Genomic DNA, 23,262 nt, shown 5'->3' on the forward strand with positions numbered 1-23,262 from the left:
CTTGTTGGATCGGCGGGCGCACCGAGGAGCCCGCCTGTCGTGATGCAACGTGCGCGTCGGCGCACAAAGCTGCCGCCGACTATAGAGAGGCACCGTCCCGGCGCCTCATCGGAGAAACCCGCTCGCCGTGTAAAGAAGCGTGGCCGAGTGCTTCAGAAGGGGTTGTTGACGGCGCGGCTGGCGGCCATCGAGCCGAGCTGGCTGTGCGCCGCCGGGCTGAAGTGCAGGTCGTCGGCCCACAGCCAGGAGTAGGCCGTCGCGTCGAGGGTGCCCGATTCGGGTACCTTCTTCAGCGTCGTGTCGGTGCAGGTCGGCAGCGCGGCCGTGGTGACGCAGGCGGCGGTGTTGAAGTTCGCCAGCGAGTAGTTCGGGTAGTTGCGCACCATGTCCTGCAGGCGCTCGTCGAACACCACCAGGCCGACCGACTTGCCGCCCTCCTTCACCTCTTCGAGCTTCAGCCGCAGCGCGGCATTGAACTGGAAGCTGAGCGCCGACAGGAAGGCCGCGCGGCCCGGGTTCGCCAGGTCTTCCTTGCCCGCATACGGCGTCAGGCCCTGGTCGGGCGCGGTCGACACGATCACCTTCGCGCCGAGATCGGACAGCCGGATGATCTGCGCGCCCAGCGCATCGCCGGCCGCGGCGGCGGCCGCCTGCAGCTCGTTCGTGCCTTGGCCGGGGTACTGCTGGTACAGCGCGATGATGTCGTTGGCGCCGGCCATCACCGTGACGAGATCGGTGTTCGACAGCGAGTCGCCGGAGGTGAACTGCGTGATCTGCGATGCGACGTCGTTGACTCCGGCGCCCACGGTCGCGAGCGTGCGAGCGGTGACCGCGGCGCTGTTCGGGTTGCATTCCGCGAAGACCAGGCCGAAGGTGCCGGCGACGTTCTGGATCCAGATCGGATTGACGCGGCAGTCCGTGCTCGGCGTGGGCGGGGTGGTGGTGGAGTCGTAGACGACCCCGTTGATGCTGTACTTGGCGCCGGTGATGGTCATCACGCTGGCCTCGTCGCCGAACGAGAGCAGCCGCCGCGGCACGAAGCGCTCGACCTGCGTGCCGCCGCCGCACGAGGCGAGCAGCGCGGTCGCCAGCAGTGCCGCGCCGAGGCGCACCCAGCCGTTTTGCTTCGGATCAGCCTTGAAAATCATGAACACTCCAGACGGGAAACGGTGAGGGTGGGTTGGGATGGGGCGCCGCCTCAGGCGGCGGCAGCCCGTTGCAGGCGGTCGCGCACGCCGTCCCATTCGGGTTCGGCGGGCGGCTCTTCCACCCAGATCAGATGCACGCCCTCGGCATCGAGTTCGCGCAGCGCGGAAAAAAGTTCGTGGGCTGCCTGCGTTGCCTGCGACGGCATCGCGCGGTGGCGCAGCCCGCGCACCGCCTTGGCGGGCACGGTGCGCGAATATACCGCCAGCTTCAATGTCGAGCCTTCGAGCATCTGCAACGCCGTGTTCAGCATCGGGCCGGGCATCAGCCGCAGCTTGGCGCGCGGCGCGTAGTGCGCCTCGAGCGTGCCCGAAGCGCGCGGCGCCGCGTCGTCGCGGTCGGCCAGCGGCTGGCCGGCCGCGGCTTCGAGCTGCTGGCGCGTCAGCACGCCGGGACGCAGCAGCACCGGCCGGCCGCGCGAGCAGTCGACGATGCTCGATTCGATGCCGACCTCGCAATCGCCGCCATCGAGCACCGGCAGCGCGTCGCCGAATTCCTCGACGACGTGCGCCGCGCGCGTCGGGCTGATGCGCCCGAAGCGGTTCGCACTCGGCGCCGCCAGGCCCGGCACGCCCAGCGCCTTGGCCTCGCGCAGCAGCGCCTGCGCGACCGGGTGCGACGGGCAGCGCAGGCCGATGCTGTCCTGCCCGCCAGCCGACGCGCTGGCGACGCCGGGCGCGCGCGGCACGATCAGCGTCAGCGGCCCGGGCCAGAAGCGGGCCGCCAGCCGCTGCGCGACGGCCGGCCAGTCGGCGGCGAACACCTGTGCCGACCCGACGTCGCCGACGTGCACGATCAGCGGGTGGTCGGCCGGCCGACCCTTGGCGGCGAAGATCTTCGCGACCGCGGCATCGTCGTCGGCACGCGCGGCCAGGCCGTAGACCGTCTCGGTCGGCATGCCGACCAGCTCGCCGTCGGCCAGCGCGCGGGCGGCCTGCCGCACCGCGTCCGCGGTGCGGGCGTCGGAAGGGTCGCGGGCATCGAGCAGCACGTCGGGTCCTCGGCTCAGTCGGTCGCGGCGATCACCAGGCCGCGAGGCCCAGGTGCTCGGCGGCCTGCAGCGCCACCGCGTTGGCGAACTCGGCCGTTGCGGCGGTGACGGTCAGGTGGCCCATCTTGCGGCCCGGGCGGGCGCTGGCCTTGCCGTACAGGTGCAGGTGCACGCCCGGCAGCGCAAGCACGGCGGCCCAGTCGGGTTCCGCTTCGGCGGCGCCGTCGCGGAACCACAGGTCGCCCAGCAGGTTCAGCATCACCGCCGGCGAATGCAGCCGCGGCGCGGCCAGCGGGGCGCCGGCCAGCGTGCGCACCTGCAGGTCGAACTGCGACTGGTCGCAGGCGTCCAGCGTGTAGTGGCCGGAGTTGTGCGGGCGCGGCGCCATTTCGTTGGCGACCAGCCGGCCGTCCTTCAGCACGAAGAACTCGACGCACAGCACGCCGACGTAGCCGAGCGTCGCGGCGATGCGGCCCGCATGCGCGATGGCCTGCTGCTGCACGTCGGGCGTCACGTCGGGCGAGGGCACGCGCGTCACCGCGAGGATGCCGTCGCGGTGCAGGTTCTGCTGCAGCGGGAAGTGCACGCTCGCGCCGTCGGCGCCGCGCGCGACGATGACGCTGACTTCATAGGCCAGCGGCAGCATCTGCTCGAGCACGCACGGCACCTGCTTCAGCGCGTCCCATGCGGCGGCCAGCGCCGCGCGGTCGGCCACCCGCACCTGGCCCTTGCCGTCGTAGCCGAGGCGCGCGGTCTTCAGGATGCCGGGCAGCAGCGCGGCGTCGACGGCCTCGAGCTGGTCGCGGGTCTCGATCAGCACGAACGGGGCGCACGGCACGTTGCAGCGGCCGAAGTGCGCCTTCTCGGCGGCCCGGTCCTGGCACACCGCGACCGCATCGCCCGACGGCGCCACCGGCCGCATCGCGGCCAGCGTGCGCAGCGCGGCGGCGGGCACGTTCTCGAATTCGGTGGTGACGGCCGCGCTGACGGCGCCCAGGTGCGCGAGACCGGTCGCGTCGAGGTAGTCGGCCTGCACATGGTGGTGCGCGACCAGGCCGGCCGGGCTCGCCGCATCGGGGTCCAGCACCGCGGTGGCGTAGCCCATCTGCTGCGCGGCATGCACGAACATGCGGCCGAGCTGGCCGCCGCCCATCACGCCGAGCGTCTGGCCGGGTGGAATGAAGCGCAGCGTCATTTCAACTCGGCACTCATGGCGCGCGCGACCTCGGTCTGGCGGGCGCGGTAGGCCTCGAGCTGGCTGCGCAGCGCGGGCTGGTCGCAGGCCAGCATCGCGACCGCGAACAGCGCGGCATTGGCTGCGCCGGCGCTGCCGATCGCGAAGGTCGCGACCGGGATGCCCTTGGGCATCTGCACGATGGAATGCAGCGAATCGACGCCCTGCAGGTGGCGGCTCGCGACCGGCACGCCGAGCACCGGCACCGTGGTCTTCGCGGCCAGCATGCCGGGCAGGTGGGCGGCGCCGCCGGCCCCGGCGATGATGGCCCGCAACCCGCGCGCGGCGGCCGTTTCGGCGTAGGCGAACATGTCGTCGGGCATGCGGTGGGCAGAGACCACACGCGCCTCGTAGGGCACGCCGAACTCGGCGAGAATCTCGGTCGCGAGGCGCAGGGTCTCCCAGTCGCTGCTGGAACCCATCACCACGCCAACCACGGGGGCGCTGCTCACGGCTCGCTCCAAGGGCTGAACAACCTTGAATTGTAGGCGGCGCGGCCCATCTGACTGATCGACACCAGAGCGCGACCTCCCAGCAGCCTCTCCTCCCTTTGCCGGAACACGATGGACATCACGATTCAGAACTTCGAAGCCGACCTGATCAACGCCTCGGTCGAGCAGCCGGTGCTGCTGGACATCTGGGCGCCGTGGTGCGGCCCCTGCAAGGCGCTGACGCCGGTGCTCGAGAAGATCGAGGTCGCCTATGCCGGGCGCTTCAAGCTGGCCAAGCTGAATGCCGACGAGCAGCCGGAGATCTCCAGCCAGCTGTCGCAGATGTTCGGCGTGCGCAGCATCCCGTTCTGCGTGCTGTTCAAGGGCGGCCAGCCGGTCGACGGCTTCGTCGGCGCGCTGCCCGAGGCGCAGGTGCGCGAATTCCTCGACCGGCACGTGCCGAGCGCCGAAGAGGCGGCCGCCGAGGAAGACCTGGCCGCGGCCGAGGAACTGCTCGCCGAGGGCGACGCCGACAGCGCGCTGGAGCGGCTGCAGGAGGCGGTGGCGATCGACCCGGCCAACGACGTCGCGCGCTACGACTACCTGCGCGCGCTGCTGACGATGGGGCGGGTCGACGATGCGCGTCGCGCGTTCGACCCGGTCGCGAGCAAGGTGATGCTGGATGCGCGGCTGGCCGCGGCCGGCCACTGGCTGGCGGCCTGCGAGAAGGCCGCATCGGCACGCAGCCCCGATCAGCTGGCGGCGGCGATCGCCGCCAGCAAGCGCGATTTCGACGCGCGTTTCGAGCTGGCGCAGACCCACTTCGCCGCGCAGCGCTTCACGCAGGCGATGGACGAGCTGCTCGAGATCGTGATGCGCGACAAGGCCTGGAACGGCGAGCTCGCGCGCAAGACCTACGTCGCGATCCTCGAGCTGATGAGCAAGCCGGCACCGGCCAAGGCCGAAGCGGCGGCCCCGAAGGGCGCGGTCGAGGTGGCGGGCAAGGTCAACACCGCACCGGCCGATCCGGTGGTCGACCAGTACCGGCGCAAGCTGAGCATGGCGCTGTTCTGAGCCAGCCGCCGGCCGGCCTGAACCTGCCAACGGAGCCGCTCAGCCCGACCCTTCGACAGGCTCAGGATGATCGGGCCCTTCGACGGGCTCAGGTCCTTCGACAGGCTCAGGATGATCGGGCCCTTCGACAGGCTCAGGGCGGACGGTGGCCGCGGAGCGCCGCGTCGATCAACCGCAGCACTTCGGCCTGCTCGCCGGCAAACGCGCGCCAGGCGGCCTCGGCCTGCTGCGAGTGTTTCCTGGCGGCTTCCGGCTGTCCGAGCGCCGCGTAGACCTGCGCGAGCCGGCTGTGCGTCGCGGCCCGGTCGTCGAGGTCGCAGTCGTCGCGGTTCGCGGCCTCGGCGGCCAGCGCCTCTTCGCGCGCCAGCTCGTGCTGCTTCAGCTGGACCCGGCACCACGCCAGGTCGGCCCGCAGCCAGTTCGCCATGTGGGCCGCGCCCTGCGTCAATGCGACGTCGAGGTGCTGCTCGTACAGCGGCAGCGCATCGGCATGCCGGCCCTGCAGCGACAGCAGCTGCGCCCGCAGGATCGGCGCCAGCGCCTCCAGCGCCGCGGTGCCGACCAGCGCATCGAAGTTCTGCGACGACTCGGCGCCGAGCATCGCCTGCCGCGTGGCCTGCGCTTCGCCGGGGCCGCTCAGCACGTTCTGGCGCGCCTGGCTGGTGTTCAGCCACGCCATGTTGGCCAGCAGCGCCGCGAGCGTCGCTTCGTCGCCCTCGGCGGTGCCGTGCTGGCGGGTCAGCGCGTACCAGGGCTGGGCGAGGTCGTAGCGGCCGGCGAAGTGGTAGGTCTGCGCGACCACCAGGCCGATGCGCGAACGGGCCGCATGGTGCTTCGCGTCCGCCAGCTCCAGCGTCTCGGCGACGCGGCGCGCCATCGACACGAAATCGTGCTTCACGTAGTCGAGGTGGGCCAGCCAGGCGCAGCACAGCGCATGCAGCGCCGGCTCGCGCGCGGCGCCGCTCATCGCGTAGGCACGGTGGATCTTGTCGATCGCCTCGGCCGCGCCGAGCTTGCCGTAGTGCGCGATCAGCCCTTCGGCCAGGCTGATCCACGCGCTCAGCACCATGTTCGGTTGCCGCGCGTACTGCTGTTGCAGGCCGGTCAGCGTCTTGCGCGCGTCGTCGAAGTGGCCATGGCGCGCCACCAGGCAGGCGCGTTCGGCACGCAGGCAATCGGCCTTGACCGGGTTGCTTGCGGCGTCGATGGCGGCGTCGAGCTGCTTCAGCAGGCGGGACTGCATGACGCTCAGGAGGTCAGGCGTTGCAGGGCTTCGCGGTACTTGGCGGCGGTCTTCTCGACCACCTCGGCGGGCAGCGCCGGGGCCGGTGCGCGCTTGCCCCACGGCTGGCCGTCGACGCGGGCCTGCTCCAGCCAGTCGCGCACGAACTGCTTGTCGTAGCTCGGCGGGTTGCGGCCCTCGCGGAAGGCGGCGTCGTAGCCTTCGACCGGCCAGAAGCGCGACGAATCGGGCGTCAGCACTTCGTCCATCAGCGTCAGCGTGCCGTCGCGGTCGAGGCCGAACTCGAACTTGGTGTCGGCGATGATGATGCCCTTCTTCAGCGCGATGCCGGCGGCGCGGGTGTAGAGCTGGATCGCGGTGTCGCGCACGCGGGCGGCGAGCTCGGCGCCGATGATCTGCACCATTCGTTCGAACGAGATGTTCTCGTCGTGGTCGCCCATCTCGGCCTTGGTGGCCGGCGTGAAGATCGGCGCGGGCAGCGGGCTCGCGTTCTTCAGGCCCGGCGGCAGCGCGACGCCGCACACCGACTGGCTCTGCTGGTACTCGGTCCAGCCGCTGCCGGCCAGGTAGCCGCGCACGACGGCCTCGACCGGCAGCGGCTTCAGGCGCTTGACGAGCATCGAGCGGCCGCGCACCTGCGGGCGTTCGGCGGCGGTGACGACGCTCTCGGGGTCGTCGCCGGTCAGGTGGTTCGGGACGATGCCTTCGAGGTGAGCGAACCAGAACAGCGCCATCTGCGTCAGCAGCTCGCCCTTGCCGGGGATCGGCTCGCCCATGATCACGTCGAACGCGCTGAGGCGGTCGCTCGCGAGCATCAGGATGCGGTCTTCGCCCACCGCGTAGTTGTCGCGGACCTTGCCGCGCGCGAGCAGGGGCAGGGAGGTGAGGGTGGAGTTCAGCACGGCATTCATGGGCTCTTTCGGCGCAGGGGCAGGACAGCGCCGGATTGTAGTGAGCCACGAACAACGAAGCCCGGCACGGCCGGGCTTCATCAACAGTGGGGATGCGGGTTTCAGACCACCATCTGCGCCAGCTCGCCCTTGGCGTAGCGTTGAGCGACCTGTTCCAGGCTCTGCGCCTTGATCTTGCCGGATTGCCCTTCGCAGCCGAACTCCAGGTAGCGCTGCCTGCAGATCGCCTTGGCGGCCTCGCGCGCCGGCTTCAGGTACTCGCGCGGGTCGAACTTCTCGGGGTTCTGCACGAAGAACTTGCGGATCGCCGCGGTCATCGCGAGGCGGATGTCGGTGTCGATGTTGATCTTGCGCACGCCGTGCTTGATGGCTTCCTGGATCTCGCTGACCGGCACGCCATAGGTTTCCTTCATGTCGCCGCCGAACTCGCGGATGGCCGCCAGCAGCTCCTGCGGCACGCTCGAGCTGCCGTGCATCACCAAGTGGGTGTTCGGAATGCGGGCGTGGATTTCCTTGATGCGCTGGATCGCGAGGATGTCGCCGGTGGGCTTGCGGGTGAATTTGTAGGCGCCGTGGCTGGTGCCGATCGCGATGGCCAGCGCGTCGAGCTGGGTGCGCTTGACGAAGTCGGCGGCCTGCTCCGGGTCGGTCAGCAGCTGGTCCAGCGTCATCGTCGCGTCGGTGCCGTGGCCGTCTTCCTTGTCGCCCTTCATCGTCTCGAGCGAACCGAGCACGCCGAGTTCACCCTCGACGGTGACGCCGACCCGGTGCGCGATGTCGACCACCTTGCGCGTCACGTCGACGTTGTAGTCGTAGCTGGCGATGGTCTTGCCGTCGGCCTGCAGCGAGCCGTCCATCATCACCGAGCTGAAGCCCAGGTTGATGGCGCCCTGGCAGACGTCCGGGTTCTGGCCGTGATCCTGGTGCATCACCAATGGAACGCGGGGGTAACTTTCGACCGCCGCGAGGATCAGGTGCTTGATGAACGGCTCGCCGGCGTACTTGCGGGCACCGGCGCTGGCCTGCAGGATGACCGGGGCGCCGACCTCGTCGGCCGCACTCATCACGGCCTGCACCTGCTCGAGGTTGTTGACGTTGAAGGCCGGAATTCCGTAACCGTTCTCGGCGGCATGGTCCAGCAGCTGACGCATCGAAACGAGTGGCATGGCGATCTACCTGGAAGTGAAGAAACCCTTCAGGCGGCATGAAACCGCGCTGTAACTCCGGGCGATTGTACTGACGGGACCTGCGGGAAAACCCCGCCGGCGTGATGACCTCCCGTGACCGCGGGGTGCCGCGGGGTGCCGCAGGGGCCGCGGGCTTTTGCAGGAAACGGGCCGGCCTGCCCGCTGCGGAACTGGGCCGGCTTTGCCCCGCTTTTCCGGCTCAAGCCGGCGCGAACGCGACAGACACTGGACGCCGACATCCGACCGCTCGTCCCGCTGGAGGGAATCCGCCATGGCCCGACTCGACCTGAATGCACTCACCCTGTGGATCACCGCTGCCGCGCAGCAGCAGCCGACCGAGCTCGCGTCGCAGCTGATGCAGCGCGCCGACGTGTCGCGCGCCACCGCGAACAAGGCCTTGCGCCGGCTGACCGAGACGGGCTGGCTGGTGCGCGAAGGCGCCGTCTCGCGTCCGAGCTACCGGCCGGGCGTGATGCGCCAGGTGGTGCAGCGCTACCCGCTGGACGGCCTGTCGGAAGACCTGCCGTGGTCGCGCGACTTCGCCCCGTTCTTCGCATTCCCCGATGCGGTGCGCCGCATGGTGCACCACGCGTTCACCGAACTGCTGAACAACGCGATCGACCACAGCGCCGGCCGCCAGGTCACGGTGTCGCTGCGCCAGACCGCGAGCCATGCGCAGCTGCTGGTGTCGGACGACGGCCGCGGCGTGTTCGACAAGATCAACGAGGCCTTCGCGCTCGACGAGCCGCACCTCGCGATGCTCGAGCTCAGCAAGGGCAAGCTGACCAGCGCCCCGGACCGCCACTGCGGTCGCGGGCTGTTCTTCACGTCGAAGCTGGCCGACGTGTTCGACCTGCATGCGAACGAATCGGCCTTCCAGCACCGCGGCTGGGAAGCCGGCCGCTGGCGCGAGGGCAAGCCGCTGAAGTGCCACGGCACCTCGGTCTATGCCGCGTTCGCGCTCGACAGCACGCGCTCGCTGGAAGCGGTGCTGCAGGCGCACAGTGCCGACGGCGCGGGCTACGACTTCGAGCGCACCGTGGTGCCGCTGCGCCTGTTGACGACGACGCAATCGGGGTTGGAGTCGCGTTCTCAGGCGCGCCGTGTCGGCGCCCGGCTGAACCAGTTCCGCCGCGCCGAGGTCGATTTCAGCGGTGTGACGAGCGTCGGGCACAGCTTTGCGGACGAGCTGTTCCGCGTGCTGGCCGGTGAGCAGGACGCGCTGGAACTGGTGCCGATCAACATGGCGCCGGCCGTGGCGGCCATGGTCGGCAGCATCCGCCGCTAGCCGATTCTCTCTGCGCGGTAGCCCTGGGCGCGCATCGCGGCCAGGATCTCCTCGATGTGGGCCACGCCTCGCGTGTGCACCACCACCTCGATCTCGGCGCGTTCGACCGACAGCGAGCTGAACGCCCGCTGGTGCTGCACCTCGTCGATGTTGGCGCCCAGCTTGCCGAGCAGCGTCGCGACGTCGGCCAGCGCGCCCGGCACGTCGCGCACGTCCATGCGCAGGCGTGCGAGCCGGCCCGACTTCACCATGCCGCGCTGGATGATCTCGCCCAGCACCAGCGGCTCGATGTTGCCGCCACACAGGATCAGGCCGACCTTGCGCCCGGCGAAGCGTGCCCGGTGCTTCATCAAGGCCGCGAGGCCGACGGCTCCGGCGCCTTCGACCACCGTCTTCTCGATCTCCAGCAGCATCAGGATCGCCTGCTCGATGTCGTCCTCGCCGACCAGCAGCACGTCGTCGACATGCTGCTTGATCAGCGGCACGGTGGCGGCACCAGGCACCTTGACGCCGATGCCGTCGGCGATGGTGGCCTGGGCGCTCTCGCGCTGTTCGCCGTGCACCGCGTTCCAGACGGCCGGGAAGCGCTCGGTCTGCACGCCGATCACCTGGATGCCGGGCTTCAGCGCCTTGGCCGCGGTGGCCACGCCGCCGATCAGCCCGCCGCCGCCGATCGCCACCACCAGCGTGTCGAGCGACGGCTGCTGCGCGAGCATCTCCAGGCCGAGCGTGCCCTGGCCGGCCGCCACCTGCAGGTCGTCGTAGGGGTGCACCAGCGTCAGGCCGCGCTCCTGCGCCAGCCGCAGCCCGTGCGCGCGCGCATCGTCGAAGGTGTCGCCTTCGAGCACCACGGTGGCGCCGAAGCCGCGCGTGCGTTCGACCTTCACCGCCGGCGCGAAGCGCGGCATCACGATGGTGGCGGGAATGCCCAGCCGCTGGGCGTGGTACGCAACGCCCTGGGCATGGTTGCCGGCCGACACGGCGAGCACGCCGCGCGCGCGCTCGATGTCGCTCAGCTGGGCGATCTTGTTGAGGGCGCCGCGCTCCTTGAAGGAGGCGGTGAACTGCAGGTTCTCGAACTTCAGGAACACCTCGCAGCCGGCGATGGCCGAGAGGGTCCGCGAAGGAACGCAGGGGGTGTCGAGCACCTGGCCGTGCAGGCGCTCGGCGGCGGCACGGATATCAGCAAGGGCGAGCGTCATGAGGCGCCCCCACGTCGCTTCGCTCCTGCCCCAGGGGGCGCCACCCAGCGGCCCGGCAAAGCCGGTTCCGCGGGTGTTGCTTGATGGGCTGCGGTCGCTCTAGCCAACGCGGCACACCTTCAGCATGTTGGTGCCGCCCGGGTAGCCCATCGGCTCGCCGCAGGTGATCGCGTAGGTGTCGCCCGGTTTCAGTACGCCCTTCTCGATCAGCAGCATCTCGGCGCGCTTCAGCGCCTCGTCGCGGTCGCTGAAGTTCGGCATCAGCAGCGGGCGAACGTTGCGGTACAGCATCATCTTGCGCTGCGTGACCACCTGCGAGGTCAGGCCGTAGATCGGCACGTGGATCTTGTGGCGGCTCATCCACAGCGAGGTCGAACCCGATTCGGTCAGCGCGAGGATCGCCTTGCAGCCCAGGTGGTACGCGGTGAACAGCGCGCCCATCGCGATCGACTGGTCGATGCGGCCGAACTTCTTGTTGGTGAAGCCGGCGTCCAGCGAGATCTCCTCGGCGCGCTCGGCCTCGATGCAGATGGTCGACATCATCTCGACCGTCTCGACCGGGTACCGGCCGGCGGCCGTCTCGGCGCTGAGCATCACCGCATCGGTGCCGTCGAGCACCGCATTGGCGACGTCGCTGACCTCGGCGCGCGTGGGCACCGGGTTGACGATCATCGATTCCATCATCTGCGTCGCGGTGATGACCACGCGGTCCATCTCGCGTGCCATCTTGATCATGCGTTTCTGCAGCGCCGGCACCGCGGCATTGCCGACCTCGACCGCCAAGTCGCCGCGCGCGACCATGATGCCGTCGCTCGCGCGCAGGATGCTCTCGAGCGCCGGAATCGCTTCGGTGCGCTCGATCTTCGCGATCAGCGCCGGCTTGTGGCGCCACGGCTCGCCAGCCACGTTGGCCAGCTGGCGCGCCATTTCCATGTCGGTCGCGTTCTTCGGGAAGCTCACCGCCAGGTACTCGCACTGGAAGCTCATCGCGGTCTTGATGTCCTCCATGTCCTTGGCGGTCAGCGCCGGGGCGGTCAGGCCGCCGCCGGCCTTGTTGATGCCCTTGTTGTTCGACAGTTCGCCGCCGATCACCACGGTGGTGTGCACCTGGTCGCCGCGCACCGCGTCGACCGTCAGCTTCAGCAGCCCGTCGTTCAGCAGCAGCGTGTCGCCTGGCTTCACGTCGCGCGGCAGCTCCTTGTAGTCGAGGCTCACCAGTTCGTTGGTGCCGAGCGCGGTGCTGCTGGCGTCGAGCACGAACTTCTGGCCCGGCTCGAGCATCGTCTTGCCGCCTTCGAACTTGCCGACGCGGATCTTCGGGCCCTGCAGGTCGGCCATGATGGCCACTTCCTTGCCGGCGGCGCGGGCGACCTCGCGCACGAGGTTTGCGCGGTCGATGTGGTCCTGCGCCTTGCCGTGCGAGAAGTTCAGCCGCACCACGTCGACGCCGGCGCGGATCATCTGCGCCAGCACCTCCGGCGAGCTCGAGGCGGGGCCGAGGGTGGCGACGATCTTGGTGGCGCGTGGCATGGTGAGGGTCTCCGGTCTTGTCGTTGTGGGTGCTGCAATCAAAGGTGCCGGCACGGGGTGGGCCGGCGCGCGGCCGGAGCGATCAGCCTTGGGCACGGCGCTGAAGAATTTCGAAGGCGGGCAGCGTCTTGCCTTCCAGCACTTCCAGGAACGCGCCGCCGCCGGTCGAGATGTAGCCGACGTCCTTCTCGATGCCGTACTTCGCGATCGCGGCCAGCGTGTCGCCGCCGCCGGCGATGCTGAACGCGTCCGACGCGGCGATCGCGCGCGCCAGCGTTTCGGTGCCGTGCGCGAACGCGTCGAACTCGAACACGCCCACCGGGCCGTTCCAGACGATGGTGCCGGCGGCCTTCAGCTGGGCGGCGAGCTTGGCCGACGTCTGCGGGCCGATGTCGAGGATCAGGTCGTCGGGTTCGACGGCCGACGCCGCCTTCACGGTGGCCGGCGCGTCGGCCGCGAAGGCCTTCGCGGTGACGACGTCGGTCGGGATCGGCACCGCGGCGCCGCGCGCCTTCATCGCGTCGATCACCGCCTTGGCCTCGCCGACCAGGTCGGCTTCGACCAGCGACTTGCCGATCGGCAGCCCGGCGGCCAGCAGGAAGGTGTTGGCGATGCCGCCGCCGACGATCAGCTGGTCGACGTTCTTCGCGAGCGACTGCAGGATCGTCAGCTTGGTGCTGACCTTGCTGCCGGCGACGATCGCCACCAGCGGCCGTTTCGGGTTGGCCAGCGCCTTCGTGATCGCGTCGATTTCGGCGGCCAGCAGCGGGCCGGCGCAGGCGATCTTCGCGAACTGCGCGATGCCGTAGGTCGAGGCCTCGGCGCGGTGCGCGGTGCCGAAGGCGTCGTGCACGAAGATGTCGCACAGCGCGGCCATCTTGCGCGAGAGTTCTTCGCTGTTCTTCTTCTCGCCCTTGTTGATGCGGCAGTTCTCGAGCAGCACCACCTGGCCGGGCGCGACCTGCACGCCATCGACCCAGTTCGCGATCACCGGCACCTCGCGGCCGAGCAGTTCGCCCAGGCGCTTCGCGACCGGGGCCAGCGAGTCCGCCGGCTTGAACTCGCCCTCGGTCGGGCGGCCCAGGTGCGAGGTCACCATCACCGCGGCACCGGCCTTCAGCGCCAGCTCGATGCAAGGCACCGAGGCGCGGATGCGGGTGTCTTCGGTGATGCGGCCGGTGTCGTCCAGCGGCACATTCAGGTCGGCGCGGATGAACACGCGCTGGCCTGCAGCTTTGCCTTGGGCTGCAAGGTCTTCAAAACGGAGAACGTTCATGGGCGGGCAAAGTTTAGAGGGGGAATTCTAGGGATGCCGCGGGCGTAAAAGTTACCAAGCGGTTTCGAGATCCAGCGGGCATTGGACACCAGCCGGGCCCTCTCGTGCCAACATCTCCGCGCCAGCGCATCTACCAGCCGGCCAGCAGTTTCAGCGGCACCAGCACGGCCATGCCGACGAGGATCGTGCCGAGGATGCCGCGGCGCCAGAAGAAATACACCGTCGCGGCCAGCACGGACCACAGCCGCGCGTCCTGCCAGGTGGCGATCAGCTGGCCCTGGCTCATCGCGACCTCGGGCACGACGACAGCGGCCAGCGCGGCCAGCGGCGCATAGCGCAGGCCGCGCTGCACCCAGCCGGGCAGGCGCAGCTCGCGGTCGGAGACCAGGAAGAAGCAGCGGGTGAGCACGGTGATCGCGGTCAGGCCGATGATGGTGATGAGCGATTCCAGTTCGCTCATGACGCGACCCCGTTGCGCGGCTTGCTGCGCATCAGGGACGCCAGCACGCGCCGCCCGGCATCGCCGCCACCGTCGATCATCAGCCCGATGCACACCGCCGCGGCGATCGCGACCACCATGTTCAGCCGGTACGGCAGCGCGAACGCGGCCACCGCGGCCGCGCCGGCCACCACGGCCGCAAAGCTGGTCGCCTTGTCGGACATCAGCGCGTAGCCCAGCCCGAGCAGCGCCAGCACGCCGGCGAAACCGAGCCCCCAATGGGTCGGCACCACGTCGGCCAGCACGATGCCGAGCACCGACGGCAGCTGCCAGGCCAGCCAGCTCATCGCACTGCTGCCGAGGAAATACTCGATCTGGCCTTCGTCGTCGCGCGGTTCCTTGAACTTCTTCATGAACAGCACGTAGTTCAGGTCCGCGGTCAGGTAGCCGAGCAGCATGCGCTGGCCGCGCGGGAAGCGCATGAAGAACGGCCGCCAGTGGGCGCTGAAGATCACGAAGCGCAGGTTGATGCACAGCGCGGTGGCCCAGACCACCCAGGCCGGCGAGCCGGCGCCCATCAACGGGATCGCGGCCAGCTGCGCGCTGCCGGCGAACACCGCGAAGGTCATCAGCAGCGACAGCGGGATCGACAGGCCGGCCTTCACCATCGCGACGCCGGTCACCAGGCCCCAGGCGGCGATGCCCAGGCTGACCCCGGACATCTCGCGCACACCGGCGGCGAACTGGGGGTGGCGGACGAGGGCGCGCAGCGATGAACTCATGCGGGCATTGTCACCGCATGCGGGTATTCCCGCTGTCAGGTGTCGCTGTGCCTGGCGGGCTTCGCGCCCGATGCCTTGGGACGCTTCTCGGGTGCCGGGGCGGCGGCTTCGGCCGGGGCCTCGCCGTCGACGGCCTTCTCGGGCTTCACGTCGGCGCGCATCTCGGCCTTGCCTTCCGATTTCGCTTCGGACTTGGCCTCGCCGCGCGATTCGGCCGACTTGGCGCCGCCGATCTGCGGCGCCACCGGCTCGATCTTGTTCTCGCGCATGTAGTCGTTCATGTCCCGCCAGCCGGCGAACACCGAGGCCTTGTCGGCCTTCTTGTTCAGTGCATAGCAATCCTCGATGGCCCGGTTGGCGTGGCGGCAGGCGCCGCCGATCGCGCGGCCATCGGCCTCGCGCGCCGCGGCCAGCTTCTCGGCCGAATCGACGCCCAGCATGTCGCAGCCGGCGACGGCGGCGGTGCAGAGCAGGAGCGCGGGGATCAGGTGGCGTGGCATGGCGGCGGTGGTCGGGGACGGGTCGGTTGTTGCAGTGTCCGCTGGTTCGCCGCCTGGCCAGAAGTGAAAAAGCCCCTCGAAGAGGGGCCAGTTCCAGGCTTTGGCGGTGCGGCTCAGGCGGTCTGCATCGCGAGCAGCCGCGCAACGCGTTCCTCGGTCGACGGGTGGGTCGAGAACAGGCCGCGCAGCCCGCCGCCGGACAGCGGGTTCATGATCATCATCTGCGCCGTCTCCGGGTGGCGCTCGGCGGCCTCGAGCGGCATGCCCTGCGCGTAGCGGTGGATCTTCTGCAGCGCGCTGGCCAGCGCCTTCGGGTCGCCGGAGATCTCGGCGCCGCCGCGGTCGGCCTCGAACTCGCGGGCGCGGCTGATCGCCATCTGGATCAGGCTGGCCGCCAGCGGCGCGAGCAGCATCACCAGCAGCCCGACGATCGGGTTCTGCGGCCGGCCTTCGTTGTCGCGGCCGCCGAAGAACATCGCGAAGTTCGCGAGCATCGAGATGGCACCGGCCATCGTCGCGCTGATCGTGCTGATCAGGATGTCGCGGTGGCGCACGTGGGCCAGTTCGTGGGCCATCACGCCGCGCAACTCGCTCTCGCTCAGCACGCGCAGGATGCCGGTGGTGGCGGCCACCGCCGCATGCTCCGGGTTGCGGCCGGTCGCGAACGCGTTCGGGGCGTCCTCGTTGATCAGGTAGACGCGCGGCATCGGCAGCTGGGCACGCTGCGCGAGGTCGCGCACCATCCGGTAGAACTGCGGCGCCGAGGTCTCGTCGACTTCCTGCGCGTTGTACATGCGCAGCACCATCTTGTCGGAGAACCAGTAGCTGAAGAAGTTCATGCCGACGGCCACGACCAGCGCGATCATCATGCCGGCGCGGCCGCCGATCAGCGCGCCGATGGCCATGAACAGCGCCGTGATGGCAGCCATCAGCACCGCGGTCTTCAACAGGTTGAACATGGGGAAACCCTTTCTCTTGCTACAGGGCCTCAGATGAGGTCCCGCCGCCCAAGTTCAATCGGCGTGGCTGAAGGCGCTGCCCGGGGCGACCGGCCGCGACTGCAGCCACGCCGCGGCCGGCAGCCGCTTGCCGCCGGGGCGCTGCAGCTCGGTCAGCAGCAGCGAGCCGGTGCCGCAGGCGACCTCCAGGCCGGCGGGGCCGCTCGACAGCACGGCGCCGGGTTGGCCGCTGCCGGTGCGCACGGTGCCGCGCCAGAGCTTCACGGTTTCGCCGTCGAGCAGGCCGGTCGCGCCGGGGAACGGGTCGAAGGCGCGCAGCCGGCGCTCGACCTGCTCGGCCGGCAGCGCCCAGTCGACCGCCGCCTCCGCCTTGTCGATCTTGTGCGCATAGGTGACGCCCTCGGCCGGCTGCGGCGTGCGGGGCATGCCGCCGCAGGCCGCCAGTTCGAGCGCCTCGACGATCAGGCGCCCGCCGAGCGGCGCCAGCCGGTCGTGCAGGCTGGCGGTGGTGTCGGTGGGCAGGATGGTCAGCGCCTCGACCAGCAGCATGTCGCCGGTGTCGAGCCCGGCATCCATCTGCATGATCGTGATGCCGGTCTGCGCGTCGCCGGCCTCGATCGCGCGGTGGATCGGCGCCGCGCCGCGCCAGCGCGGCAGCAGCGACGCGTGGATGTTCAGGCAGCCGCGCGCCGGCAGGTCGAGCACCCACTGCGGCAGGATCAACCCGTAGGCGGCCACGACCATCGCGTCCGGACGAGCCGCCTGCAACGCGGCCTGGGCGGCGGCCGCGTCGCCGGGGTACTTGCCGTCGAGGCGCAGGCTGCGCGGCTGGGCCACCGCGATGCCTTGGCTTTCGGCAAAGGCCTTCACCGGCGATGGCTGCAGCTTCATGCCGCGGCCGGCCGGGCGATCCGGCTGTGTCAGCACCAGCGGGATCTCGAAGCCGGCGGCCTGCAGCCGGGCCAGCGCGACCTGCGCGAACTCGGGGGTGCCGGCGAAGGCGACGCGCATCGCAGTCATCGGTTCATGCCACTCAGGGCCGCTGCTCGTCGCGGGTCCGCTTCAGCATCTTGGTCTTGATGCGGTCGCGCTTCATCGGGCTCAGGTATTCGACGAAGACCTTGCCGAGCAGGTGGTCCATCTCGTGCTGCACGCACACCGCCAGCAGCCCTTCGGCGTCGAACTCGTAGCTTTCGCCGGCGCGGTTCAGCGCGCGCACGCTGACGCGCGCGTGGCGCGGCACCTTGTCGTAGACCTGCGGCACCGACAGGCAGCCTTCGTCGCCGGTCAGCATCTCGTCGCTGCGGGCCGTCAGTTCGGGGTTGATCAGCACGTGCGGTTCGTCGCGGCGCTCCGACGTGTCGATCACGATCACGCGTTCGTGGACATCGACCTGCGTCGCGGCCAGGCCGACGCCATCGGCCTGGTACATGGTCTCCAGCATGTCGTCAACGAGCTGTCGGATGCGTGCGTCCACTTGCGTGACAGGCTTGGCAACGGTGTGCAGGCGCGGATCGGGGTAACGAAGGATCGAGAGCTTGGCCATGTGGGAAACGCGCAACGCCGGAGGGCGTGACAGGACTCACGCGAGGTGTGTCCGGAAGTCAATTTCGTTGCGATATCAAGGGTTTAGGGGCAGAATCTGTGAAACTGAATGAAGATTTTCGCCGAGTCGCAGGCGTCTTGCCGCGGCCCGGTTCAGTTAACCGCACAACGCAGCATTGTGCTGCCTGAGCGCCCGGAGACTTGACCGCATGAACCGAAGCCACCGTATCGCCCTGTCGTTCCCCCGGGCTGCTGCCATCACCGTTGCGCTGGGCGTTTGCTTCGGTTCCGCGACCGCGAACGCAGAAGCCGGCAACTACCCGATCACGCCCAAGCAGCGCAGCACCGCCAAGCAGGTGGCCGAGGCCGGCGTCGCACTGTCCGAGCTGTCGCCGAACGCCCCCGATTCCTACACCGTGAAGAGCGGCGACACGCTGTGGGGCATCTCCAGCATGTTCCTCGTCAGCCCGTGGCGCTGGCCCGAGCTGTGGGGCATGAACCTCGACCAGATCCGCAATCCCCACCTGATCTACCCGGGCCAGGTGCTGTTCCTCGACAAGGCCAACGGCCGTGCGCGCCTGCGCGTCGGCAGCGGCGAACAGGGCGGCGTCGTCAAGCTGTCGCCGCGCGTGCGTGAAGGCGACCTGTCGCGCGACGGCATCCCGGCGATCGCGCTGAACCTGATCGAGCCGTTCCTGAACGAGGCGATGATCCTCGACGAGAACGAACTCGCGAAGGCGCCGCGCGTCGTCGCGACGCCCGAGGGCCGCGTGCTGCTGGCCCGTGGCGACAAGGCCTATGTGCGGGGCGACCTGGGCGGCTTGCGCAACTTCCGCTTCTTCCGCGAGCCGCAGGCGCTGCGCGACCCGACCACCAACGAGGTGCTGGGCTACGAAGCGTTCTACCTCGGCACCGGCGAACTGATCCGCCAGGGCGACACCAGCGGTACCGCCCGGGCCGACGACATCGTCCCCGACACGTTCATGCTGAACAACATCCGCCAGGAAGTGCGCGTCGGCGACAAGCTGTCGCCGGTGCCTCCGCGCGAGTTCCAGAACTATGTGCCGCGCGCGCCGCAGTCGCCGATCGCCGGGCAGATCGTCTCGGTGTACGGCGAGGCGGTGGCCGCCGGCCAGAACCAGATCGTGTCGCTGAACAAGGGCGCACGCGACGGCCTCGAGAAGGGCAACGTGCTGGCGCTGTGGAAAGACGGCGCCCGCACCACCGACAAGACCGTGGCCGGTTCGCCGGCGATCAAGCTGCCGGACGAGCGTCATGGCTTCCTGTTCGTCTTCCGCGTGTTCGACCGCATGTCGTATGCGCTGATCCTGTCGGTGCAGGAACCGGTTCGCCGCGGCGACCGCTTCACGCAGCCCTGAACGCCCTGCGCCGACCGCGACTGCCTCGTTGTTCGTTGTCGGGCGGTCGCCGGTCGGACGACCGGCATGGGTGCCTCTTCCGCGTTCCCTGGTGCCGCCCCGATCGATGACTGGGCGGATTGGGTTCGGCTGACCGAGACGCCCGGCGTCGGGCGCGAAGCAGCACGCAGGCTGCTGGCCGCGTTCGGCTCGCCCCGCGCGGTGCTGCAGGCGGGCTCCGCCGCGCGCCGGCAGGTCGTCGCCCCGTCCATCGCGGAGGCGCTGGACGCGTTGTCGGACGAACTGGCCGCTCTGCTGGTCACCACGCGCCGCTGGCTGGCGGCGGCCTCGGCCGAGGCGCCGCGCCAGATCGTGACGCTGGGCGATCCCCACTATCCGGCGGCGTTGCTGCAGACCGCCGACCCGCCGCTGATGTTCTATGCCGAAGGGCGCATCGAGCTGCTCGCGGCGCCGTGCGTGGCCATCGTCGGCAGTCGGCAGGCAACGGCCCCGGGGCTGGCGAACGCCAGGGCCTTTGCGCGCGCGTTGAGCGAGGCCGGCATGACGGTGGTGTCCGGGCTCGCCCAGGGCATCGACGGCGCGGCGCACGAAGGTGCTCTGCAAGGGCCTGCCGGCACCATCGCGGTGGTCGGCACCGGGCTCGACCAGGTGTTCCCGAAGCGCCATGCCGCACTGGCGGCGCGCATCGGCGTCGAGGGGCTGATGCTCAGCGAATACGCGCTCGGCATGCCGCCGCTGCCGCACAACTTTCCGCAGCGCAATCGCATCATCGCCGGGCTGTCGCGCGGCACGCTGGTCGTCGAGGCGGCATTGCAATCGGGTTCGCTGATCAGCGCCCGGCTGGCCAGCGAGGCCGGGCGCGAGGTGTTCGCGATTCCCGGATCGATCCACTCGCCGCAGTCGCGCGGTTGCCATGGGCTCATCAAGCAGGGCGCGAAGCTGGTCGAGAGCGCGGCCGACGTGCTGGAAGAAATCCAGTTCCCGCAGCGGGCGGCCGCCGTCGCCGATACCGAGGTGGGTGCTCACGCGGACGATGCCGTCGAAGACGCGGTGCTGGCCGCCCTCGGCTTCGAACCCACCAACCTGGATGCGCTGGTCGCGCGCACCGGATGGTCGGCGCAGCAGCTCAACATCCGCCTGCTGGAGCTGGAACTGGAAGGGCGCGTCAACCGCCTCCCGGGCCAGCTGTTCCAGAGGGTTTCGACCAGCTGAGCCACCCCGAACGCAGGGCTTTTTGCCGCTCATCCGGCAGTGACCCTGCGGTATAGTCGGTTCATGTTCGACGTGCTTGTCTACCTGTACGAAAACTACTGGCGGCCGGACGCGTGTCCCGACCACGCCCAGTTGACGCGCAAGCTGTCGGCGATGGGCTTCGAGTCGGACGAGATCGAAGAAGCCCTGTCCTGGCTCGACGGTCTGGCCACCGCGGCGCAGTCGTATGCCGGCGAGCAAAGCGCCGACAGCCTGCGCGTCTATTCCCCGGCCGAGCAGGAGCACCTGGGCGAGGCATCGATCGGTTTCGTCAGCTTCCTCGAATCCGCCGGCGTGCTGCCGCCGCCGATGCGCGAAATGGTCATCGACCGCGCGACTGCCATTTCCGGCGGCCCGGTCGACCTCGAAGACCTGAAGATCATCGTGCTGATGGTGTTCTGGAGCCTGGGCGAAGAGCCCGACGCACTGATCCTCGATGAACTGTTCGTCGACGAAGCGGACCGCTTGATCCACTGAACACCGCTTTCGCATCCAGCAAAAAGGCCACCGCATGCGGTGGCCTTTTTGCTGGGTGCGACGCGTCGCCGGCTCAGTTCAGCAGGCGGGTCGGATCAACGTCGAGCTTCGCCAGTGCGCTGCGCGTGGCCCGCACGGTCAGCGATTCGTCCTGCGCCGGCACCAGCAACCCGGCCTGGAGGAAGGCGGCCAGGCGGTGCTGCTGGAACAGGATGCCCCGCCCATGCGGCGACACGAACAGCGCCAGCTGGCGCCGCAGCCCCTGCCACGCGAGCTGCACCGCTTCATTGCGGTTGCGGTAGTCGAGCATGTACCAGCCGCCGACCTGGAGTTCGCGCGCCCAGGTCAGCATCGCCGGCGTCGGCATCGAGCCGCCTTCGCCGACCACCTCGAGTTCGGCGCTCTCGTGACCCGACAGGTCGAGCACCATCGCTTCGTCGATGTCGACGTCGGCCGATTCGGGGAGCATCTCCTCGAGCGTCTCGAGCCGGACCATCAGTTCCTCGAGCCGCTCCTGCGGGATGGCGGCGGTCTTGGCGGTGAATGCCGCGGCGAGCGAGTTGTTCAGCCGCTGGATGTGTTCGTCCTGGCGCTCCGGCGACACGCCGGCATGGTCCATGCCTTCGCGCAGCGTCTTCAGCAGCGGCGGCAGGCGGCGGATCACCTCGGCTCGTTCCTCGCGCGACACCTTCGCGCTCGCCGACCAGATCAGGTCGGCCGCGGCGCGCTTCATCGTCTTCGTCTCCGGGCCCTGCGCACCGCTCTTGACGGCCGTCATCGCCATCACGTCGGCCCAGACCTGGAACAGGAAGTCGCGCACGCCTTCCTGCACCGGCACCTCGTTGAGCATCTTGCGCAGCTCGATCGTGTACTGGATCGCGAGCGTCTCGCGCTGCTCGACCTGCTGGGCCAGCGAGACGCCCTTGCGCGTCGCCTCGTTCTCGTTCTGGAAATAGTTCTCGAGGAACTTCTCGAACTCGGTCAGCACCGTCTGGAACACGCGGCGCCCGGTGTCGGGGTAGGCCTCGACGACCTGCACGACGCGCTTGATCTCGCGTTCGAGCGCATCGCCGACGGCGCGGCTGGTCGAGTCGAAGCCCATCACGCAGGCGCCCATGCGGTCGATCAGCCGGCGCGCCGGGTGGTCGACGGTCGCGAAGAAATCGGGCTCGCTGACGGCCACGCGCAGCACCGGCATCTGCAGCCGGGCGAACCAGACGCGCACGACGGCCGGGATGCGCTCTTCGGTCAGGATGCTCTGGAACAGCAAGGCGACGATCTCGATCGTCGCGCGCTCGACCGGCGTCGATGCGGCCTTCTTCAGCGCCTGCTTGCGCTGGTGCAGTTCTTCGAGCAGCGCCGGCGTGCTGACCTGGCCCGGCGCAGTGCGCGGGGAATCCTGCGCGCCCAGCCGGCGCTGGATGCCCTGCTGCGCATCCGAGATCGCGGCCTTCAGCTCGGGGGAGGTCGAATTCATCGGCGCCGTGCGGCTGAAATCCGGCAGCTGACGGCCGATCAGCCGGTTCAGCCGCCCGAGCACCGCCTCGGCGTGGTCGGACCCGCGGGCGAAGCCGCCGGCCCGGGTCATCATGCGGGTTTCTTCGCCGACCCCGGTGCGCCCGAAGCCGGTGGCTGGTGGCGCGGCAGTGGCCGGTGCGCCGCCCGCTCCGCCACCTGCAGCGCCCTGCGCATTGCGCGAACGGCGGATGAACGGGCGCAGGTCGACGTCGGGCAGCACGCCCTTCTGCACGAGCCAGCGGTTGGTCTCGTGGTAGGCCTCTTCGGCGAAATGGGCGAATTCTTCGTGGATCACGCCTTGCAGCGTGCGCCACAGGTCATGGTTCAGCGAGGCGCCGCGCCAGGCGGCGGTGACGATGCGCGCGAGCACATGCGGGCGCAGCACGTCGTTGGTGTCGAGCTCGTCGCGGCGCTCCATCGCCGACATGCGCGAGCGCAGGTCGGTGAACTCCCACGACGACTTGTCCATCATCGCCAGTGCCAGCCGCGAGCTGAGGATCTCGACCTCGATGGTGTCGTCGTCGACCAGTGTCATGCTGGCCGCACGTCCCGGCGGCGGCAGGTCGCCCGGGCGGGACGCCGACACCATGCCGCTGCCGAGCGATGCGCGCAGCGCCGTCGTCATGCCACTGACCCACAACGGCGCGGCGCGACGCAGGTCGGCCGCGGCGTCGCGGCGCTTGTACTGGATGCCGTGCTCGGCCGTCTGGGCGGCCAGCAAGCGCGCGCCTTCCTCGACGGCCTGGACGATGCCAGGCACGCCATAGAGCAGTCGCTCGACGTAGGAGCGGCGCGCCTGGGCGGCCAGGGCCAACGAATCGGCGGCGGTCGCCATGAAG

Annotated in this window: 22 protein-coding genes; 5 read left to right on the forward strand and 17 right to left on the reverse strand. The window is 69.8% G+C overall.

The window, feature by feature from the left end; all coding sequences use genetic code 11:
• Nucleotides 1-152: 152 nt before the first annotated feature.
• The 4 genes from ASC98_RS03085 to purE are packed head-to-tail and all read right to left on the reverse strand — an operon-like array spanning nt 153 to nt 3,853.
• On the reverse strand, nt 153-1,148 hold the full coding sequence (locus ASC98_RS03085; protein WP_056819576.1) for an SGNH/GDSL hydrolase family protein: 996 nt from the start codon (nt 1,146-1,148) through the stop codon (nt 153-155).
• Nucleotides 1,149-1,198: 50 nt separating this feature from the next.
• Nucleotides 1,199-2,197, reverse strand: coding sequence for an L-threonylcarbamoyladenylate synthase (locus ASC98_RS03090; RefSeq protein WP_056805201.1), 999 nt, complete (start codon nt 2,195-2,197; stop codon nt 1,199-1,201).
• Nucleotides 2,198-2,228: 31 nt separating this feature from the next.
• On the reverse strand, nt 2,229-3,392 hold the full coding sequence (locus tag ASC98_RS03095) for a 5-(carboxyamino)imidazole ribonucleotide synthase (protein WP_056805206.1): 1,164 nt from the start codon (nt 3,390-3,392) through the stop codon (nt 2,229-2,231).
• A complete protein-coding gene (gene purE / locus ASC98_RS03100; protein ID WP_056805455.1) occupies nt 3,389-3,853 on the reverse strand; it encodes a 5-(carboxyamino)imidazole ribonucleotide mutase in 465 nt (154 codons plus the stop codon). Before purE ends, ASC98_RS03095 begins: the two co-directional genes overlap by 4 nt.
• Nucleotides 3,854-3,994: 141 nt before the next feature.
• Between purE and ASC98_RS03105 the strand changes: the two genes are divergently transcribed.
• The gene (locus ASC98_RS03105) at nt 3,995-4,936 is read left to right on the forward strand and encodes a tetratricopeptide repeat protein (protein WP_056805209.1); all 942 of its coding nucleotides are present in this window, start codon (nt 3,995-3,997) and stop codon (nt 4,934-4,936) included.
• 133 nt (nt 4,937-5,069) lie between these two features.
• Here the strand turns inward: ASC98_RS03105 and ASC98_RS03110 are convergent, their stop codons facing one another.
• From ASC98_RS03110 to fba, 3 genes are all read right to left on the reverse strand, one after another.
• Nucleotides 5,070-6,179 (reverse strand): hypothetical protein, encoded by a 1,110-nt coding sequence (locus ASC98_RS03110; RefSeq protein WP_056805212.1) that lies wholly within the window; start codon nt 6,177-6,179, stop codon nt 5,070-5,072.
• A gap of 5 nt (nt 6,180-6,184) precedes the next feature.
• Entirely contained in the window at nt 6,185-7,090 is a 906-nt protein-coding gene (locus ASC98_RS03115; protein ID WP_056805216.1) for a phosphoribosylaminoimidazolesuccinocarboxamide synthase, read from the reverse strand.
• Nucleotides 7,091-7,191: 101 nt separating this feature from the next.
• On the reverse strand, nt 7,192-8,256 hold the full coding sequence (gene fba / locus ASC98_RS03120; protein WP_056805218.1) for a class II fructose-bisphosphate aldolase: 1,065 nt from the start codon (nt 8,254-8,256) through the stop codon (nt 7,192-7,194).
• Between the two features lie 292 nt (nt 8,257-8,548).
• On the opposite strand from fba, the gene ASC98_RS03125 reads away from it, so the two are divergent.
• Entirely contained in the window at nt 8,549-9,565 is a 1,017-nt protein-coding gene (locus ASC98_RS03125) for an STAS-like domain-containing protein (protein WP_056805223.1), read from the forward strand.
• Here ASC98_RS03125 and ASC98_RS03130 read toward each other — a convergent pair.
• From ASC98_RS03130 to def, 9 genes are all read right to left on the reverse strand, one after another.
• A complete protein-coding gene (locus tag ASC98_RS03130) occupies nt 9,562-10,767 on the reverse strand; it encodes a threonine ammonia-lyase (protein WP_056805225.1) in 1,206 nt (401 codons plus the stop codon). The genes ASC98_RS03125 and ASC98_RS03130 overlap by 4 nt on opposite strands.
• A gap of 99 nt (nt 10,768-10,866) precedes the next feature.
• The gene (gene pyk, locus ASC98_RS03135; RefSeq protein WP_056805227.1) at nt 10,867-12,297 is read right to left on the reverse strand and encodes a pyruvate kinase; all 1,431 of its coding nucleotides are present in this window, start codon (nt 12,295-12,297) and stop codon (nt 10,867-10,869) included.
• 82 nt (nt 12,298-12,379) lie between these two features.
• The gene (locus ASC98_RS03140; protein ID WP_056805229.1) at nt 12,380-13,573 is read right to left on the reverse strand and encodes a phosphoglycerate kinase; all 1,194 of its coding nucleotides are present in this window, start codon (nt 13,571-13,573) and stop codon (nt 12,380-12,382) included.
• A gap of 130 nt (nt 13,574-13,703) precedes the next feature.
• A complete protein-coding gene (locus ASC98_RS03145; protein WP_056805232.1) occupies nt 13,704-14,033 on the reverse strand; it encodes an AzlD domain-containing protein in 330 nt (109 codons plus the stop codon).
• Complete coding sequence (locus tag ASC98_RS03150) at nt 14,030-14,794, reverse strand: AzlC family ABC transporter permease (RefSeq protein WP_056805235.1); 765 nt, start codon at nt 14,792-14,794, stop codon at nt 14,030-14,032. Before ASC98_RS03150 ends, ASC98_RS03145 begins: the two co-directional genes overlap by 4 nt.
• A 35-nt stretch (nt 14,795-14,829) precedes the next feature.
• Nucleotides 14,830-15,294 (reverse strand): hypothetical protein, encoded by a 465-nt coding sequence (locus ASC98_RS32240; RefSeq protein WP_082542195.1) that lies wholly within the window; start codon nt 15,292-15,294, stop codon nt 14,830-14,832.
• 113 nt (nt 15,295-15,407) lie between these two features.
• Nucleotides 15,408-16,253 carry a zinc metalloprotease HtpX gene (gene htpX, locus ASC98_RS03160; protein WP_056805239.1) on the reverse strand — a complete coding sequence of 282 codons (846 nt, stop codon included), beginning with the start codon at nt 16,251-16,253 and terminating at the stop codon, nt 15,408-15,410.
• A 54-nt stretch (nt 16,254-16,307) separates the two neighbouring features.
• Nucleotides 16,308-17,264, reverse strand: a complete 957-nt coding sequence (fmt, locus tag ASC98_RS03165) for a methionyl-tRNA formyltransferase (protein WP_056805457.1) — start codon at nt 17,262-17,264, stop codon at nt 16,308-16,310.
• 22 nt (nt 17,265-17,286) lie between these two features.
• Nucleotides 17,287-17,799 (reverse strand): peptide deformylase, encoded by a 513-nt coding sequence (gene def, locus ASC98_RS03170; RefSeq protein WP_056805243.1) that lies wholly within the window; start codon nt 17,797-17,799, stop codon nt 17,287-17,289.
• Nucleotides 17,800-18,007: 208 nt separating this feature from the next.
• On the opposite strand from def, the gene ASC98_RS03175 reads away from it, so the two are divergent.
• The 3 genes from ASC98_RS03175 to ASC98_RS03185 all read left to right on the forward strand — a co-directional run bounded on the left by ASC98_RS03175 (nt 18,008) and on the right by ASC98_RS03185 (nt 20,905).
• The gene (locus ASC98_RS03175; RefSeq protein WP_056805247.1) at nt 18,008-19,177 is read left to right on the forward strand and encodes a LysM peptidoglycan-binding domain-containing protein; all 1,170 of its coding nucleotides are present in this window, start codon (nt 18,008-18,010) and stop codon (nt 19,175-19,177) included.
• A 66-nt stretch (nt 19,178-19,243) separates the two neighbouring features.
• Complete coding sequence (dprA, locus tag ASC98_RS03180) at nt 19,244-20,389, forward strand: DNA-processing protein DprA (RefSeq protein WP_056805250.1); 1,146 nt, start codon at nt 19,244-19,246, stop codon at nt 20,387-20,389.
• A gap of 63 nt (nt 20,390-20,452) precedes the next feature.
• A complete protein-coding gene (locus tag ASC98_RS03185; protein ID WP_056805253.1) occupies nt 20,453-20,905 on the forward strand; it encodes a DUF494 family protein in 453 nt (150 codons plus the stop codon).
• 73 nt (nt 20,906-20,978) lie between these two features.
• On the opposite strand, the gene ASC98_RS03190 is transcribed toward ASC98_RS03185, so the two are convergent.
• Entirely contained in the window at nt 20,979-23,258 is a 2,280-nt protein-coding gene (locus ASC98_RS03190) for a DUF1631 family protein (RefSeq protein WP_056805256.1), read from the reverse strand.
• Nucleotides 23,259-23,262 lie beyond the last annotated feature (4 nt).

It is taken from the genome of Rhizobacter sp. Root1238 (assembly GCF_001425825.1).
GTDB lineage: Bacteria > Pseudomonadota > Gammaproteobacteria > Burkholderiales > Burkholderiaceae_C > Rhizobacter.

Excerpts from the sequence above, each read along its gene's own strand:
- ASC98_RS03085 (WP_056819576.1), bottom strand. The coding sequence starts at position 1,148 with ATGATTTTCAAGGCTGATCCGAAGCAAAACGGCTGGGTGCGCCTCGGC.
- ASC98_RS03095 (WP_056805206.1), bottom strand. The coding sequence starts at position 3,392 with ATGACGCTGCGCTTCATTCCACCCGGCCAGACGCTCGGCGTGATGGGC.
- purE (WP_056805455.1), bottom strand. The coding sequence starts at position 3,853 with ATGGGTTCCAGCAGCGACTGGGAGACCCTGCGCCTCGCGACCGAGATT.
- ASC98_RS03105 (WP_056805209.1), top strand. The coding sequence starts at position 3,995 with ATGGACATCACGATTCAGAACTTCGAAGCCGACCTGATCAACGCCTCG.
- ASC98_RS03110 (WP_056805212.1), bottom strand. The coding sequence starts at position 6,179 with ATGCAGTCCCGCCTGCTGAAGCAGCTCGACGCCGCCATCGACGCCGCA.
- ASC98_RS03115 (WP_056805216.1), bottom strand. The coding sequence starts at position 7,090 with ATGAATGCCGTGCTGAACTCCACCCTCACCTCCCTGCCCCTGCTCGCG.
- fba (WP_056805218.1), bottom strand. The coding sequence starts at position 8,256 with ATGCCACTCGTTTCGATGCGTCAGCTGCTGGACCATGCCGCCGAGAAC.
- ASC98_RS03125 (WP_056805223.1), top strand. The coding sequence starts at position 8,549 with ATGGCCCGACTCGACCTGAATGCACTCACCCTGTGGATCACCGCTGCC.
- ASC98_RS03130 (WP_056805225.1), bottom strand. The coding sequence starts at position 10,767 with ATGACGCTCGCCCTTGCTGATATCCGTGCCGCCGCCGAGCGCCTGCAC.
- pyk (WP_056805227.1), bottom strand. The coding sequence starts at position 12,297 with ATGCCACGCGCCACCAAGATCGTCGCCACCCTCGGCCCCGCCTCGAGC.
- ASC98_RS03140 (WP_056805229.1), bottom strand. The coding sequence starts at position 13,573 with ATGAACGTTCTCCGTTTTGAAGACCTTGCAGCCCAAGGCAAAGCTGCA.
- ASC98_RS03145 (WP_056805232.1), bottom strand. The coding sequence starts at position 14,033 with ATGAGCGAACTGGAATCGCTCATCACCATCATCGGCCTGACCGCGATC.
- ASC98_RS03150 (WP_056805235.1), bottom strand. The coding sequence starts at position 14,794 with ATGAGTTCATCGCTGCGCGCCCTCGTCCGCCACCCCCAGTTCGCCGCC.
- ASC98_RS32240 (WP_082542195.1), bottom strand. The coding sequence starts at position 15,294 with ATGCCACGCCACCTGATCCCCGCGCTCCTGCTCTGCACCGCCGCCGTC.
- htpX (WP_056805239.1), bottom strand. The coding sequence starts at position 16,253 with ATGTTCAACCTGTTGAAGACCGCGGTGCTGATGGCTGCCATCACGGCG.
- fmt (WP_056805457.1), bottom strand. The coding sequence starts at position 17,264 with ATGCGCGTCGCCTTCGCCGGCACCCCCGAGTTCGCGCAGGTCGCGCTG.
- def (WP_056805243.1), bottom strand. The coding sequence starts at position 17,799 with ATGGCCAAGCTCTCGATCCTTCGTTACCCCGATCCGCGCCTGCACACC.
- ASC98_RS03175 (WP_056805247.1), top strand. The coding sequence starts at position 18,008 with ATGAACCGAAGCCACCGTATCGCCCTGTCGTTCCCCCGGGCTGCTGCC.
- dprA (WP_056805250.1), top strand. The coding sequence starts at position 19,244 with ATGGGTGCCTCTTCCGCGTTCCCTGGTGCCGCCCCGATCGATGACTGG.
- ASC98_RS03185 (WP_056805253.1), top strand. The coding sequence starts at position 20,453 with ATGTTCGACGTGCTTGTCTACCTGTACGAAAACTACTGGCGGCCGGAC.
- ASC98_RS03190 (WP_056805256.1), bottom strand. The coding sequence starts at position 23,258 with ATGGCGACCGCCGCCGATTCGTTGGCCCTGGCCGCCCAGGCGCGCCGC.